At 72.0% G+C, this 13,044-nt stretch carries 16 protein-coding genes; 9 read left to right on the forward strand and 7 right to left on the reverse strand.

What is annotated here, in order from left to right; all coding sequences use genetic code 11:
• Window positions 1-5 precede the first annotated feature (5 nt).
• On the reverse strand, window positions 6-3,404 hold the full coding sequence (locus tag D7I47_RS13810) for a pyruvate carboxylase (protein ID WP_120763594.1): 3,399 nt from the start codon (window positions 3,402-3,404) through the stop codon (window positions 6-8).
• A gap of 80 nt (window positions 3,405-3,484) precedes the next feature.
• Here D7I47_RS13810 and D7I47_RS13815 point away from each other — a divergent pair, with 80 nt between their 5' ends.
• Entirely contained in the window at window positions 3,485-4,288 is an 804-nt protein-coding gene (locus D7I47_RS13815; protein WP_120763595.1) for a ParA family protein, read from the forward strand.
• A gap of 10 nt (window positions 4,289-4,298) precedes the next feature.
• Here D7I47_RS13815 and D7I47_RS13820 read toward each other — a convergent pair whose 3' ends face one another.
• The 4 genes from D7I47_RS13820 to D7I47_RS13835 form a co-directional block, all read right to left on the reverse strand.
• A complete protein-coding gene (locus tag D7I47_RS13820) occupies window positions 4,299-4,859 on the reverse strand; it encodes a MerR family transcriptional regulator (protein ID WP_120763596.1) in 561 nt (186 codons plus the stop codon).
• A 149-nt stretch (window positions 4,860-5,008) separates the two neighbouring features.
• On the reverse strand, window positions 5,009-5,701 hold the full coding sequence (gene ftsR / locus D7I47_RS13825) for a transcriptional regulator FtsR (protein WP_120763597.1): 693 nt from the start codon (window positions 5,699-5,701) through the stop codon (window positions 5,009-5,011).
• Window positions 5,701-6,066, reverse strand: a complete 366-nt coding sequence (locus tag D7I47_RS13830) for an FHA domain-containing protein (protein ID WP_227000998.1) — start codon at window positions 6,064-6,066, stop codon at window positions 5,701-5,703. The genes ftsR and D7I47_RS13830 overlap by 1 nt, the downstream gene beginning before the upstream one ends.
• Window positions 6,067-6,209: 143 nt before the next feature.
• Window positions 6,210-6,812: a CDP-alcohol phosphatidyltransferase family protein gene (locus D7I47_RS13835; protein WP_120763599.1), complete on the reverse strand. Its 603-nt coding sequence runs from the start codon at window positions 6,810-6,812 to the stop codon at window positions 6,210-6,212.
• A gap of 44 nt (window positions 6,813-6,856) precedes the next feature.
• On the opposite strand from D7I47_RS13835, the gene D7I47_RS13840 reads away from it, so the two are divergent.
• The 3 genes from D7I47_RS13840 to D7I47_RS13845 all read left to right on the forward strand — a co-directional run bounded on the left by D7I47_RS13840 (window position 6,857) and on the right by D7I47_RS13845 (window position 8,521).
• Window positions 6,857-7,678, forward strand: coding sequence for a DUF1295 domain-containing protein (locus tag D7I47_RS13840; RefSeq protein WP_120763600.1), 822 nt, complete (start codon window positions 6,857-6,859; stop codon window positions 7,676-7,678).
• A 132-nt stretch (window positions 7,679-7,810) separates the two neighbouring features.
• Window positions 7,811-7,972 (forward strand): hypothetical protein, encoded by a 162-nt coding sequence (locus D7I47_RS14910; RefSeq protein ID WP_170154386.1) that lies wholly within the window; start codon window positions 7,811-7,813, stop codon window positions 7,970-7,972.
• 81 nt (window positions 7,973-8,053) lie between these two features.
• Complete coding sequence (locus tag D7I47_RS13845; RefSeq protein ID WP_120763601.1) at window positions 8,054-8,521, forward strand: hypothetical protein; 468 nt, start codon at window positions 8,054-8,056, stop codon at window positions 8,519-8,521.
• Here D7I47_RS13845 and D7I47_RS13850 read toward each other — a convergent pair.
• On the reverse strand, window positions 8,511-9,032 hold the full coding sequence (locus D7I47_RS13850) for an NUDIX domain-containing protein (RefSeq protein ID WP_120763602.1): 522 nt from the start codon (window positions 9,030-9,032) through the stop codon (window positions 8,511-8,513). The genes D7I47_RS13845 and D7I47_RS13850 overlap by 11 nt on opposite strands.
• A 52-nt stretch (window positions 9,033-9,084) precedes the next feature.
• On the opposite strand from D7I47_RS13850, the gene D7I47_RS13855 reads away from it, so the two are divergent.
• Genes D7I47_RS13855 through D7I47_RS13865 form a run of 3 tightly spaced genes read left to right on the forward strand, consistent with a single transcriptional unit; the run spans window position 9,085 to window position 10,835 of the window.
• Entirely contained in the window at window positions 9,085-10,137 is a 1,053-nt protein-coding gene (locus tag D7I47_RS13855; RefSeq protein ID WP_120763603.1) for a M4 family metallopeptidase, read from the forward strand.
• On the forward strand, window positions 10,121-10,474 hold the full coding sequence (locus D7I47_RS13860) for a protealysin inhibitor emfourin (protein ID WP_120763604.1): 354 nt from the start codon (window positions 10,121-10,123) through the stop codon (window positions 10,472-10,474). Before D7I47_RS13855 ends, D7I47_RS13860 begins: the two co-directional genes overlap by 17 nt.
• Window positions 10,467-10,835 carry an RNA-binding S4 domain-containing protein gene (locus D7I47_RS13865; protein WP_120763605.1) on the forward strand — a complete coding sequence of 123 codons (369 nt, stop codon included), beginning with the start codon at window positions 10,467-10,469 and terminating at the stop codon, window positions 10,833-10,835. Before D7I47_RS13860 ends, D7I47_RS13865 begins: the two co-directional genes overlap by 8 nt.
• 35 nt (window positions 10,836-10,870) lie before the next feature.
• On the opposite strand, the gene D7I47_RS13870 is transcribed toward D7I47_RS13865, so the two are convergent.
• Window positions 10,871-11,359, reverse strand: a complete 489-nt coding sequence (locus D7I47_RS13870; RefSeq protein WP_120763606.1) for a glutathione peroxidase — start codon at window positions 11,357-11,359, stop codon at window positions 10,871-10,873.
• Window positions 11,360-11,400: 41 nt separating this feature from the next.
• Between D7I47_RS13870 and D7I47_RS13875 the strand changes: the two genes are divergently transcribed.
• Both D7I47_RS13875 and D7I47_RS13880 read left to right on the forward strand, forming a co-directional pair.
• Window positions 11,401-11,682, forward strand: a complete 282-nt coding sequence (locus D7I47_RS13875) for a GNAT family N-acetyltransferase (protein ID WP_120763607.1) — start codon at window positions 11,401-11,403, stop codon at window positions 11,680-11,682.
• Between the two features lie 8 nt (window positions 11,683-11,690).
• A complete protein-coding gene (locus D7I47_RS13880; RefSeq protein WP_120763608.1) occupies window positions 11,691-13,022 on the forward strand; it encodes a threonine/serine exporter family protein in 1,332 nt (443 codons plus the stop codon).
• Window positions 13,023-13,044 lie beyond the last annotated feature (22 nt).

Below are 13,044 nucleotides of genomic sequence, written 5' to 3' on the forward strand. Positions count from 1 at the left end.
TGACCTTACTCGACCACGACCAGCAGGTCTCCGGCGTCGACCTGCTGGGTGAGGGGGATCGCGAGGCGCACCACGCGACCGGCGACGGGGGTCGTGATGGCGGCCTCCATCTTCATCGCCTCGATCGTCGCGACGGGCGTACCCGCCTCCACGACATCCCCCTCGGCGACCTTGAGGGTGACGACGCCCGAGAACGGTGCCGCGACCTGCCCGGGCTTGCCGGGTTCGGCCTTCTCCGCGCTCGCCGTCTTCACCGAGATGCCGCGGTCGCGGACGAAGACGGGGCGCAGCTGCCCGTTGAGGGTCGTCATGACGGTGCGCATGCCCTTGTCGTCGGCCTCGCCGATCGCCTCGAGCCCCACGAACAGGCTCACGCCCGGACCCATGTGCACGGTGTGCTCGACGCCCTGCCTGAGGCCGTAGAGGTAGTCGACCGTGTCGAGGTTGGAGAGGTCGCCGTACTGCTCGCGCACCTCCTCGAACTGCTTGGTGGGCGCGGGGAACAGCAGCCGGTTGAGCGTCGCGCGCCGGGTACGGGAGTCGCCCGCGAGGGCCGCCGCATCCTCGGGGCTCAGGTCCTCGACCCCGATGCGCACCTCGCGACCGCTCAGCACCTTGCTGCGGAACGGCTCCGGCCAGCCGCCCGGCAGGTCGCCGAGCTCGCCCGCCATGAAGCCGATGACGGAGTCGGGGATGTCGTACTTGTCGGGGTTCTGCTCGAAGTCGGCCGGGTCGGCGTTCGTCGCGGCGAGCTGCAGGGCGAGGTCGCCGACGACCTTCGAGGAGGGGGTGACCTTGGTGGGGCGGCCGAGGATGCGGTTGGCCGCCGCGTACCAGTCCTCCACCTTCTCGAACTGGTCGCCGAGTCCGAGGGCGATCGCCTGCTGGCGCAGGTTCGAGAGCTGTCCGCCGGGGATCTCGTGGTGGTACACGCGGCCGGTCGGGCCGGGCAGGCCCGACTCGAAGGGCTTGTAGGCGCGGCGCACGGCCTCCCAGTAGGGCTCGAGGTCGCTCACAGCCTCGAGCGAGAGGCCCGTGTCGCGGTCGGTGTGGGCGGTCGCGGCGACGAGGGCCGAGAGGCTCGGCTGGGAGGTGGTGCCGGCCATCGGCGCCGAGGCCGCGTCGACGGCATCCGCTCCGGCGCGGCTCGCCGCGAGCAGGGTCGCGAGCTGGCCGCCCGCCGTGTCGTGCGTGTGCACGTGCACGGGCAGGCCGAAGTTCTCGCGCAACGCCGCCACGAGCTTCTCGGCGGCACCGGCGCGCAGCAGACCGGCCATGTCCTTGATCGCGAGGATGTGGGCGCCCGCGTCGACGATCTGCTCGGCGAGACGCAGGTAGTAGTCGAGCGTGTAGAGCTGCTCGGCGGGGTCGAGCAGGTCGGCCGTGTAGCAGAGCGCCACCTCGGCGACCGTCGTGTTCGTCGCGAGCACCGCGTCGATGGCGGGGCGCATCTGGTCGACGTCGTTGAGCGCGTCGAAGATGCGGAAGACGTCGACGCCCGTCGCGGCGGCCTCCTGCACGAAGGCCTCGGTGACCTGCGTCGGGTACGGGGTGTAGCCCACCGTGTTGCGGCCGCGCAGCAGCATCTGGATGGCGATGTTCGGCAGCGCCTCGCGCATCGCGCCGAGTCGCTCCCACGGGTCCTCGCCGAGGAAGCGCAGCGCGACGTCGTAGGTGGCGCCACCCCACGCCTCGACCGAGAGCAGGCCCGGGGTGAGGCGCGCGAGGTAGGGCATGACGGCGACGAGGTCCTTGGTGCGCACGCGCGTGGCGAGCAGCGACTGGTGGGCGTCGCGGAAGGTCGTGTCGGTGACGGCGAGCGCGGTCTGGGCGCGCAGCGCCGACGCGAACCCGGCGGGGCCGAGCTCGAGCAGCCGCTGGCGCGAGCCGGCCGGCGCGGGCTGCGTGAGGTCGACGACCGGCAGCTTGAGGGCGGGGTCGATCGCACCGCCCCCGTCGCCGTTCGGATGGTTGACGGTCACGTCGGCGAGCCAGTTGAGGATCTTGGTGCCGCGGTCGCGCGACTCGCGCCCGCGCACGAGCCACGGGCGCTCCTCGATGAACGAGGTCGACACGTCGCCCGCAAGGAAGTCGGGGTCGTCGAACACCGCCTGCAGGAACGGGATGTTGGTCGCCACGCCCCGCAGCCGGAACTCGGCGAGGCCACGACGTGCGCGGCGCACGGCGGACGGGAAGTCGCGCCCGCGGCAGATCATCTTGACGAGCATCGAGTCGAAGTACGGCGAGACCTGCGCACCCGCGGCCACCGTGCCGCCGTCGAGGCGGATGCCGGCACCGCCCGGCGAACGGTAGGTGGTGATCTTGCCGGTGTCGGGGCGGAAACCGGCGGCCGGGTCCTCGGTCGTGATGCGGCACTGGATGGCGAAGCCGCGCGGCTGCAGTTCCTCCTGGTGGAGGCCCAGCTCCTCGAGGGTCTCCCCCGCGGCGATCCGCATCTGCGCCTGCACGAGGTCGACGTCGCTGACCTCCTCGGTGACCGTGTGCTCGACCTGGATGCGCGGGTTCATCTCGATGAACACGTGCTGTCCGGCGCGCTCCCCCGCGGTGTCGAGCAGGAACTCGACGGTGCCCGCGTTCACGTAGCCGATCGACTTCGCGAAGGCGATGGCGTCCCGGTACATCGCCTGGCGGATCGACTCGTCGAGGTTCGGGGCGGGCGCGATCTCGACGACCTTCTGGTGGCGCCGCTGCACCGAGCAGTCGCGCTCGAAGAGGTGGATGGTCTCACCCGTCGCGTCGGCGAGGATCTGCACCTCGATGTGGCGGGGCCGCACGACGGCCTGCTCGACGAACATTGTCGGGTCGCCGAAGGCGCTGTCCGCCTCGCGCATCGCCGCCTCGAGCGCGGGACGCAGCTCCTCGCGCGTGTCGACGCGCCGCATCCCGCGACCGCCGCCGCCCGCGACCGCCTTCGCGAAGACGGGGAAGCCGATCTCGTCGGCGCCGCGCAGCAGCTCCTCGATGTCGGTCGTGGCCGGGGTCGACATGAGCACCGGGACGCCCGCCGCGATGGCGTGCTCCTTCGCGGTGACCTTGTTGCCCGCCATCTCGAGCACGTGCTCGCCGGGGCCGATGAAGGTGATGCCGTTGGCGGCCGCCGCGGCCGCGAGCTCGGGGTTCTCGGAGAGGAAACCGTAGCCGGGGTAGATCGCGTCGGCCCCGGACTCCTTGGCCACCCGGATGATCTCGTCGACGTCGAGGTACGCCCGGACCGGGTGCCCCTCCTCGCCGATCAGGTAGGCCTCGTCCGCCTTGAGGCGGTGCATGGAGTTGCGGTCCTCCCAGGGGTAGACCGCGACCGTGCGCGCCCCCAGCTCGTACGCCGCGCGGAAGGCGCGGATGGCGATCTCGCCACGGTTGGCCACGAGGATCTTCGAGAACATGCGGTCCTTTCCTCCCGGCGGGCCGGGCCTTCGGAGGGGGTTTGGCTTCTCTCAGACTAGTGAAGGTAGGCTGCCTTCTCGTGCATGTCCTCAGCGTCAGCTCCCTCAAGGGGGGCGTAGGGAAGACGACGGTGACGCTCGGGCTCGCATCCGCGGCCTTCGCGCGCGGGATCTCGACCCTCGTGGTCGACCTCGACCCGCAATCGGATGTGTCGACCGGCATGGACATCAACGTCGCCGGTCATCTCAACGTCGCGGACGTGCTCGCCTCGCCGAAGGAGAAGATCGTGCGCGCCGCGATCGCCCCCTCCGGCTGGACGCGCGGGCGCACCGGCAAGATCGACGTGCTCATCGGATCGCCCTCCGCGATCAACTTCGACGGACCGCATCCGTCGATCCGCGACATCTGGAAGCTCGAGGAGGCGCTCGCGCACCTCGAGAAGGAGTACGAGCTCGTGCTCATCGACTGCGCGCCGTCGCTCAACGCGCTCACCCGCACGGCGTGGGCGGCCTCCGACCGCGTCGTCGTGGTGACGGAGCCGGGCCTGTTCTCGGTGGCGGCGGCCGACCGCGCGCTGCGCGCGATCGAGGAGATCCGCCGCGGCATCTCCCCGCGCCTGCAGCCGCTCGGCATCATCGTCAACCGCGCGCGCGTGCAGTCGCTCGAGCACCAGTTCCGCATCAAGGAGCTGCGCGACATGTTCGGGCCGCTCGTGCTCTCGCCCCAGCTGCCCGAGCGCACCTCGCTGCAGCAGGCCCAGGGCGCCGCGAAGCCGCTGCACGTCTGGCCGGGCGAGGGCGCCCAGGAGATGGCGCACAACTTCGACCTGCTGCTCGAGCGCGTGCTGCGCACCTCGAAGCTCGCCGAGGTGCAACCCTCCTAGCGGGATCCGCTCAGCTGGCGGCGCGCTTCGCGCGGCGGGCGGCGAGCTCGTCGGAGGGGTCGGGGCTCGTGGAGTCCAGCTCGACGAGGCTCGACTCGACCTCGCGCAGCACCTTGCCGACGGCGATGCCGAAGACGCCCTGCCCGCGGCTCACGAGGTCGATGACCTCGTCGTCGGAGGTGCACAGGTACACGCTCGCGCCGTCGGACATGAGGGTCGTCTGGGCGAGGTCGTTGACGCCCGCCTCGCGCAGCTGCCCGATGGCGGTGCGGATCTGCTGCAGCGAGATGCCGGTGTCGAGCAGGCGCTTGACGAGCTTGAGCACGAGGATGTCGCGGAAGCCGTAGAGGCGCTGCGAGCCGGAACCGGCCGCCCCGCGGATGGTGGGCTCGACGAGCTCGGTGCGGGCCCAGTAGTCGAGCTGGCGGTAGCTGATGCCGGCGGCGCGGGCCGCGACGGTGCCGCGGTAGCCGGTCGTGTCGTCGAGGTCGGGCAGCCCGTCGGTGAAGAGGAGTCCGAGGTCGTAGCGGGGCCCCGCGTCGCGGGCGCTCTGCTCGCCGGTGTCGCTCATGTCGACCGTCCTCCCTGTGCGCCGTAACCCTCAGGTTGAAGTTGAGGTTCAGGCTCGCTGCTGATGTCCACGGTACCCACCCGAGAGGGCACCATCAATCACATCCGCACGAGCGCTCGGCGTGTCGCGCGAAAAGTGCGCCCCGCGGCTCAGAGCCGGCCGAGCGCGGACCGGATGAGGCTCGAGCGCACGACCTCGAGCTGCCCCGCGATCTCGCGGGCCAGCTCCTGCGCCTTCGCCCGGCTGGAGGCGTCCTTGCGGCGCGCGATCGGGATGAGCGCCGACTCGATGAGACCGAGCTCGCGCTCCGCGGCGGCGCGGAATCCCCGCAGGTGCCGGGGTTCGATGCCCGAACGCTGCAGCTCGACGAGCGACCGGAGCACGGCGAGCGAGTCCTCGCCGTAGTGGTCGGCCGGCACGATGAGCGACGCCGAGATCGCATCCTGCAGCAGCATGGCGTTCGCGCCCGCCTCGCGGATGAGCTCCTCGCGCGACAGCCGCCGTTCGCTCGGCAGCATCGACGGCGCGGTCACGGTGACCCCGCCCGGCAGCACGGGCTCGCGCCCCGCATCCAACTCGGCGAGGTAGCCGCGGATGACCTTGAGCGGCAGGAAGTAGTCGCGCTGCATCGAGAGCACGAGCCGCAGCCGCTCGACATCGGCGGCCGAGAACTTGCGATAGCCGGACTCGGTGCGGCTCGGGGTGATGAGCTGACGCTCCTCGAGGAAGCGCAGCTTCGACGGCGTGAGGTCCGGGAACTCCGGGTTCAGCCGGGCGAGCACCTGCCCGATGCTCAGAAGAGGAGAAGCGCCCGCCGCGCGGGCTGCCGTTGCCGCCGGCATCAGGCGGTCGTACCGCGGTCGGCCCGCGAGGCGTAGAACGTCAGTCGGAACTTGCCCACCTGCACCTCGGCGCCGTCGCTCAGCAGAGCCGAGTCGATGCGCACGCCGTCGAAATAGGTGCCGTTGAGCGAGCCGAGGTCGCGCACCTGGAAGGCGGATCCGGTGCGGACGAACTCGGCGTGACGGCGCGACACGGTCACGTCGTCGAGGAAGATGTCGGCGTCGGGGTGGCGGCCCGCGACCGTCACATCCGCGTCGAGGAGGAAGCGCGCGCCCACGTTCGGCCCGCGACGCACGACCAGCAGGGCCGACCCCGACGGCAGCGCCGCGATCGCCTCCTGCTCCTCGCCGGAGACGGACTCCATGGCGGCGAGCTGATTGCGGAAGTCGTCGGTGAAGTGCGCCGTCGTATCGTTCGACACGGGATCCGGCGCGGCAGGGGTGTTGACCGCATCGGATGGGACCGATTCGGGTCGGTCAGTGGCGTCGTCGACCATGGCGCCCTCCTTCAGTCCCCCAGAGTATCCGATGGGGCCGCGTCCGCCACCCGTGGAATCCGCACGAGACGAGCGGTCTCGACGAGGTAGATCACACCGGCCCACCAGTAGAGGAACGCGCCCCACAGGGCGAGCGCCCAGCCCACCGGATCGCTGTAGGCGGCGAGGTCCGGGAAGGCCCGCCCGAGCACGAGGGTGGGCAGCGCGAACAGCAGCGCGAAGGTCGCCACCTTGCCGAGATGGTGCACCGGCAGCGGTCCGTAGCCGAAGTTCGCGAGCACGATCCCCATGACGACGAGCGTCACATCGCGCAGCACGATGACGATCACGAGCCACCACGGCAGGAAGTGCTGCCAGGCGAGACCGATGAGCGTCGAGAAGATGAACAGCCGGTCGACCGCCGGATCGAGCAGCTGCCCGACGCGGCTCACCTGGTCGAAGCGCCGCGCGATCCAGCCGTCGACGAAGTCGGTGAGGCTCGAGACGACGATGACGAGCAGCGCCCAGCCGAACTGGGAGGTGCCCAGCAGCCACAGGAAGACAGGGATGAGGACGAGGCGGACGACGCTCAGCACATTGGGGATCGTCACCACCCGCGTGCTCACCGTGCCCATCCGACCTCCTTCGCGGCGAGTCTAGCGACGCCTAGGATTCCCGCATGACCCCGTTGCACGTCGTCGTGCTCGTCGCCGCCGCGGCGAGCGCGTTCTGCTGGATCGCCTCGCTCGTCACGCGCGACACCTCGTGGGTCGACCGGCTGTGGTCGGTCGTGCCGGTCGTCTACGTGTGGATCCTCGCGGGCTTCTCCGGATTCGCGGATGCGCGACTCGTCGTGATGGCCGTGCTCGTGACGCTGTGGGGCGCCCGGCTCACCTTCAACTTCGCCCGCAAGGGCGGCTACTCGGGTGTCGAGGACTACCGCTGGGCCGTGCTGCGCGGGCGGATGTCTCCCCTCGCGTTCCAGGCGTTCAACCTGTTCTTCATCGTGCTGTACCAGATGACGCTGCTCGTGCTCATCACGCTGCCCGCGCTCACGGCTCTCGAGCACCCGACGCCCTTCGGGCCGCTCGACGCCGCGCTCGCCGTGCTGTTCCTCGCCGCCCTCGCGGGCGAGACGGTCGCCGACCAGCAGCAGTGGGACTTCCACGCCGTCAAGAAGGCGGAGGTGGCGGCGGGCCGCGAGCCCTCGCCCCGCTTCGTGCAGACCGGCCTCTGGCGCTTCTCGCGGCATCCGAACTTCTTCTTCGAGCAGAGCCAGTGGTGGATCCTGTTCCTGCTCGGCGCCTCGGCCGCGGGCACCGTCGTGCTGTGGACGGTCGTGGGGCCGGCGCTGCTGACCGTGCTGTTCGTCGGGTCGACGATCTTCACCGAGTCGATCACGCGCTCCAAGTACCCCGAGTACGCCGAGTACCAGGCGCGGGTCTCGCCGATCGTGCCGTGGTTCCCGCGTCAGGCGCGCGTAGCGGCTCCCACCACTTGAGCGCAAGGGGTTTTCGCGATTCGCGGGCCGACGGTTGACTGACCACGGTCGAACGGACGCCCCCGGCACCCCGGCGGGCGCCACGACCGGGAACCGCTCCCCCACGCGGGGTGCGGAGAAGGAGACGCCACCATGAACATCCTCGGCATCATCATCGCGATCATCGCCATCGTGCTCCTGTTCACGGGAGGGTTCGTCCAGTCGCTCAACTTCCTGCTGTGGGTGGGGATCGTGCTGCTGGTCATCGCGGCAATCGTGTTCCTGCTGCGCTTCATCAGCGGACGCCGCGTGTAACCGAGCGGCTCGGCCGATGCCGGGTGCGGACTCGCCGTCTCGGACGGTGGCCGCACCCGGCATCGGCGTTAGCGTGGGGACATGTCGTGCATCCGCTTCAACACCCCCGCCCAGCGCGCGCAGCTGAAGGCCCTCGCGCCCAGCATGGTGACGGCCGAGGAGATCGCGGCCCGGCATCCGGCGCCCGAGATGACGGAGTCGAAGGTCCGGCGACTGCGGCTGCTCGCGGCGGATGCGAACCCCAAGATCCGCGAGTCGGCGGCGAGTTCGTACCACACGCCCGTCGAGGTCTTCGAGGCGCTGTCGCACGACTCCGACGAGGGGGTGCGCGCGTGCGTCGCCCGCAACAACGCCGCGCCGTGCGACGTGCTGCGCGAGCTGGCGCACGACGACTCGGCGACCGTGCGCGGCTGGGTCGCGGTGAACTACTTCGTGCCCGCGGATGTCATGGCCGAGCTCGCGGAGGACCCGGACGACACGGTGCGGGGCCTCGTCGCCTGGAAGAGCTCGCTCGCCGCCGAGTCGGGCGACGCGCTCGTCAGCGCCTGATCGCGGCCGCGAGCTCGGGGTCGAGCTCGGCGAGGGCGGTGCGGCCGGCGGGCCAGCCCGCCTCGAGACCGGGATGCAGGGGCAGCCGCTCGACCTCGTCGAACGCCACCCAGCGCAGCGACACGCTCTCCGCGTCGCCGATGACCGGCTCGAAGAACTCGAGCGCGCGGCCGTAGACGGTCGTGTACGACCAGTAGCCGAGATCCCACACCGACTCGCCGAGCACCGCCACGAGCTCGCTCGGCACGCCCGCCTCCTCGTCCGCCTCGCGCAGCGCCCCCGCGACGGCGGACTCGTGCTCGTCGTGACGGGCGCCGCCCGGGATGCCCCAGGTGCCGCCCAGGTGGCTCCACTCGGCGCGCAGCTGCAGCAGCACACCGGCCTCCGGGTGCGCGAGCAGCAGCCCGGCGGCACCGAAGCGCCCCCAGTACCGGCCCTGCGGACCGTCGACCCAGGCATCCCCGGGGCCGTGCGCGCGCCGGGCACGCGGGTCGTGCGGGGCCCGGGTCATGCCGCCAGCCTAACCGGGTGCGGTATCCGGGGTGCGGCGTAGGCTCCCCCGCATGGCTCGCAGCATCGTCCCCCCGTACCTGCTCGCCCGCCTCGCGACGGCCGACGCGGAGCGGTTCCCCGCGGCGACGGCGGCCGCGCGCCGCACGCTGCGCATGGACGCCCCGCGCAAGGCCGCACGGCTCACGCTGAGCGTCGACGGCGACTCGCTCGTCGCCGAGCTCTCGGACGCCCCCGACCGCGAGGTGTCGGATGCGGGCGGCCGCGAGGTCCTGCCGGGTCGCGTCGTCCGGCGCGAGGGGCAGGAGCCCTCCGGCGACGTGGCCGCCGACGAGGCCTACGACGGTCTCGGGGCCACCTTCGACCTGTTCTCGGAGGTCTTCGGGCGCAACTCGATCGACGACGCCGGCCTGCCGCTGCGGGCGACGGTGCACTACGGGCGCCTCTACGACAACGCCTTCTGGGACGGCGAGCGCATGGTGTTCGGCGACGGCGACGGCGAGGTGTTCCAGCGCTTCACCCGTTCGCTGAGCGTCATCGGGCACGAGCTCGCCCACGGCGTCACGCAGTTCTCCTCGGGCCTCGAGTACCACGACCAGCCCGGGGCGCTCAACGAGTCGATCTCGGACGTGTTCGGCGCGCTCGTGGAGCAGTACGCGCGGCGGCAGACGACCGCCGAGGCGAGCTGGCTCGTCGGCGAGGGGCTCTTCACGCCCGCCGTGGAGGGGCGGGCGCTGCGTTCGATGCGGGAGCCCGGCACCGCCTACGACGACGACGTTCTCGGCAAGGATCCGCAGCCGGCGCACCTCGACGACTACATCACGACGCGGGACGACGACGGCGGCGTGCACCTGAACTCCGGCATCCCGAACCGCGCCTTCGTGCTCGCGGCCGACGCGCTCGGCGGGCACGCCTGGGAACGCGCCGGGGTCATCTGGTACGACACCCTGACGGGCGGCCTGAACCCGGCGGTCGACTTCGCGGGCTTCGCCGCCGCCACGGCGCGGGCCGCGGCGGCGCGTTACGGTGAGGTGTCGGCGGAGGTCGACGCGGTGCGTGCCGGTTGGGACGGTGTGGGAGTGACGATCGATGGCGGACGGGCCTGACCCCGAGGCGACGCCCGGCAGCGCGCCCGACGCCCCCGCGGTCGCCATCCGGGTGACCCGCACGGGCGGCATCGCCGGCATCCGCCGCGGCTGGCGGGTCGAGTCGGGCGAACCGGACGGCTGGGCGGGACTCGTCGACGCCTGCCCGTGGGACGAGGGTGCGGTGCCCGACGGCGCCGACCGCTTCACCTGGTGCATCGAGGTGCACGCGCCCGAGCCGGAGCGTCGGGCCGAGGTGCCCGAGACGGCCATGCGCGGCCCGTGGCGCGAGCTCGTCGAGCGCGTGCGCGACGAGGGCGAGCCGGTGCGCGCCCGCCGGGGAGGCGCGGATGCCTGAGCCGGGGGTGCGCATCGACGCGTGGCTGTGGGCGGTGCGGGTGACGAAGTCGCGGTCGGCCGCGACGGCGCTCTGCAAGGCCGGCCACGTGAAGATCGCGGGCGACAACGCGAAGCCCGCCCAGACGGTGCGCCCGGGCGTCGAGGTGCGCGTCGTGACCGGCCACGGCACGCGCATCCTCGTGGTGCGCCAGCTGCTCGTGAAGCGGGTGAGCGCGGCGCTCGCCGCGGCGGCGTTCGACGACCTCACGCCCGCTCCCCCGCCGAAGGAGGAGCGCACGGTGTTCGCGGTGCGCGACCGCGGCGCGGGCCGCCCCACCAAGCGCGACCGTCGCGAGATCGAGCGACTCCGCGGCCACTGAGCGGCGGCGGAACCGGCGGGGCCTACTCGGCGGCTCTACTCTGCGGGCAGCGCCTGCTCGATCGCGGCGATGACCTCGGGGGCGTCGGGCTGCGTCTTCGGACGGAACCGGGTGACCGAACCGTCGGGGGCCACGAGGAACTTCTCGAAGTTCCAGGTGACGCGCCCGGCCTTGCCCTCGGCATCCGGCACCTGGGTGAGGGCGGCGTACAGCGGGTGCTTGTGCCAGCCGTTGACGCGCGTCTTCTCCATGAGCGGGAAGGTCACGCCGTAGGTCGTGGAGCAGAACTCCTTGATCTCCTCGGCGGAGCCCGGCTCCTGACCCATGAACTGGTTGCACGGGAAGCCGAGCACGGTGAACCCGCGGTCCTCGTACTGCTTCTGCAGCTCCTCGAGCTTCTCGTACTGCGGGGTGTTGCCGCAGCGGGAGGCGACGTTCACGACCATGACGGCCTTGTCGCCGAGCGCGGCGAGGGTCGTCGTGTCGCCGTCGATCGTGGTCAGCGGGATGTCACGGATGCTCACGGCTCCAGGCTATGCGGCCCCGAGGTGCCTACGCTGGGTGCATGGCGATCGAGTTGGCCCACGAGCCGGATGCCCGCCGCTACACGCTGCGGCGCGACGGCGCCCTCGTGAGCGTGCTCGAGTACCGCGACCAGGGCGCATCCGTGGTGTTCCACCACACGGTGACCGTGCCGTCCGAACGCGGGCACGGGTACGCGGCGCAGCTCGTGGAGTTCGCGGTGGACGACGTGGAGCGCTCGGGCCGGAAGATCACCCCCACCTGCTGGTACGTGGCCGAGTGGTTCGACGCCCACCCCGAGCGCGCGGCGTCGCGCGCCGGCTGAGGAACGCCGTGGCGAGCCCCGACGACGCGCAGCTGCTGCGGCAGTTCCTGCTCGGGATCGGCGGGGCGATGATCGCGGCCCGCGAGTCGGTCGACGCCGTGAAGTCGACGCTCACCCGGGTGGCGCGCGCCTACGGCGTCGGCGACACCGAGTTCATCATCCTGCCGACCGTCGTGCTCGTGCAGGTGGACGGCGTCATCCAGGGCCGCGGGATGGTGCGCGACGGCTCGGTCGTGGAGTTCCGCTTCGACCAGATCGCCGCGCTGCACGGGCTGCTGAAGCTCGCCCAGGCGGGTCATCTCGACCCGGCGGACGGCATCCGCCGCCTCAACGAGATCGGCGCCCAGCGGCCGCGCTTCGCCTGGCCGGTGCGGGTGCTCGGGCACGCCGTGCTCACGGCCGGCCTGTCGCTGCTGCTCGTGCCCACCTGGCAGGGGCTCGCGCTGTGCGCCGCGCTCGGTCTGCTGGTGGGGCTCGTGAAGCTCGTGCGCTCGCCCGCGCTGCAGCTCGTGTTCCCGGTGGCGGCGGCGTTCGCGTGCGGCATCGTCGTGTTCTGGCTCGCCCAGCGCTTCGAGATCGGCAGCCCGCTGCTGCTGCTCATCGCGCCGCTCGTGACCTTCCTGCCGGGCGGCATGCTCGCCAACGCGACGCGAGAGCTCGCGACCGGCCAGGCGGTGGCCGGATCGGCGCGGCTCGTCTCGGGGCTCGTGACCCTCGCCCTGCTGTCGTCGGGCATCCTCGCGGCGGGGGCCGTGATGGGGGCGACGAGCTACGACTACGCGCCGGTCGCCGACGAGTTCCCCTGGTGGGTGGCGCTCGTCGGCATCCTGCTGCTCGCGGTGGGCAACTACCTGCACTTCTCGGCGCCCGCCGCGACCTTCGGCTGGGTGCTCGCGGCGCTGCTGGTGGCGTACGGCGGGCAGACCGCCGGAGGCGCACTGTTCGGGCCGGCGCTCAGCGGGTTCTCGGGGGCGCTCGTCGTGACGCCGTTCGTGCTCTGGGTGGAGACCCTGCGGCGCGGCGCGCCCGCCCAGCTGACCTTCCTGCCGGCGTTCTGGCTGCTCGTGCCGGGCGCGGCGAGCGTCATCGGGCTGACCTCGGTGGTGGGAGGCGGCAGCAGCATGGACGTGTTCTGGGCCGCGCTCGCGGGCGTGCTGGGAGTCGCGCTCGGGGTGCTCGTCGGCAGCGCCGTCTCGAGTGCGGTGCGCAGCGGCGCGCGCGGCATCGAGAACTTCACCGTCGAACTGCCTGCGGCGATCGCCGACCACGAACGCGGGGGCCTGTGGCGGCGCCTCATCCCCGGCACGCGCGACTCGCTGTGGTCGTCACACCGCGACTGAGCGGGCACACGCGCGTGCGACC

Origin of the sequence: Protaetiibacter intestinalis (assembly GCF_003627075.1) — a bacterium.
Classification (GTDB): domain Bacteria; phylum Actinomycetota; class Actinomycetes; order Actinomycetales; family Microbacteriaceae; genus Homoserinibacter; species Homoserinibacter intestinalis.

Excerpts from the sequence above, each read along its gene's own strand:
- D7I47_RS13850 (WP_120763602.1), bottom strand. The coding sequence starts at position 9,032 with ATGACCCGGGCCCCGCACGACCCGCGTGCCCGGCGCGCGCACGGCCCC.
- D7I47_RS13865 (WP_120763605.1), top strand. The coding sequence starts at position 10,467 with ATGCCTGAGCCGGGGGTGCGCATCGACGCGTGGCTGTGGGCGGTGCGG.
- D7I47_RS14910 (WP_170154386.1), top strand. The coding sequence starts at position 7,811 with ATGAACATCCTCGGCATCATCATCGCGATCATCGCCATCGTGCTCCTG.
- ftsR (WP_120763597.1), bottom strand. The coding sequence starts at position 5,701 with ATGCCGGCGGCAACGGCAGCCCGCGCGGCGGGCGCTTCTCCTCTTCTG.
- D7I47_RS13855 (WP_120763603.1), top strand. The coding sequence starts at position 9,085 with ATGGCTCGCAGCATCGTCCCCCCGTACCTGCTCGCCCGCCTCGCGACG.
- D7I47_RS13875 (WP_120763607.1), top strand. The coding sequence starts at position 11,401 with ATGGCGATCGAGTTGGCCCACGAGCCGGATGCCCGCCGCTACACGCTG.
- D7I47_RS13820 (WP_120763596.1), bottom strand. The coding sequence starts at position 4,859 with ATGAGCGACACCGGCGAGCAGAGCGCCCGCGACGCGGGGCCCCGCTAC.
- D7I47_RS13840 (WP_120763600.1), top strand. The coding sequence starts at position 6,857 with ATGACCCCGTTGCACGTCGTCGTGCTCGTCGCCGCCGCGGCGAGCGCG.
- D7I47_RS13835 (WP_120763599.1), bottom strand. The coding sequence starts at position 6,812 with ATGGGCACGGTGAGCACGCGGGTGGTGACGATCCCCAATGTGCTGAGC.
- D7I47_RS13860 (WP_120763604.1), top strand. The coding sequence starts at position 10,121 with ATGGCGGACGGGCCTGACCCCGAGGCGACGCCCGGCAGCGCGCCCGAC.
- D7I47_RS13810 (WP_120763594.1), bottom strand. The coding sequence starts at position 3,404 with ATGTTCTCGAAGATCCTCGTGGCCAACCGTGGCGAGATCGCCATCCGC.
- D7I47_RS13830 (WP_227000998.1), bottom strand. The coding sequence starts at position 6,066 with ATGGAGTCCGTCTCCGGCGAGGAGCAGGAGGCGATCGCGGCGCTGCCG.
- D7I47_RS13845 (WP_120763601.1), top strand. The coding sequence starts at position 8,054 with ATGTCGTGCATCCGCTTCAACACCCCCGCCCAGCGCGCGCAGCTGAAG.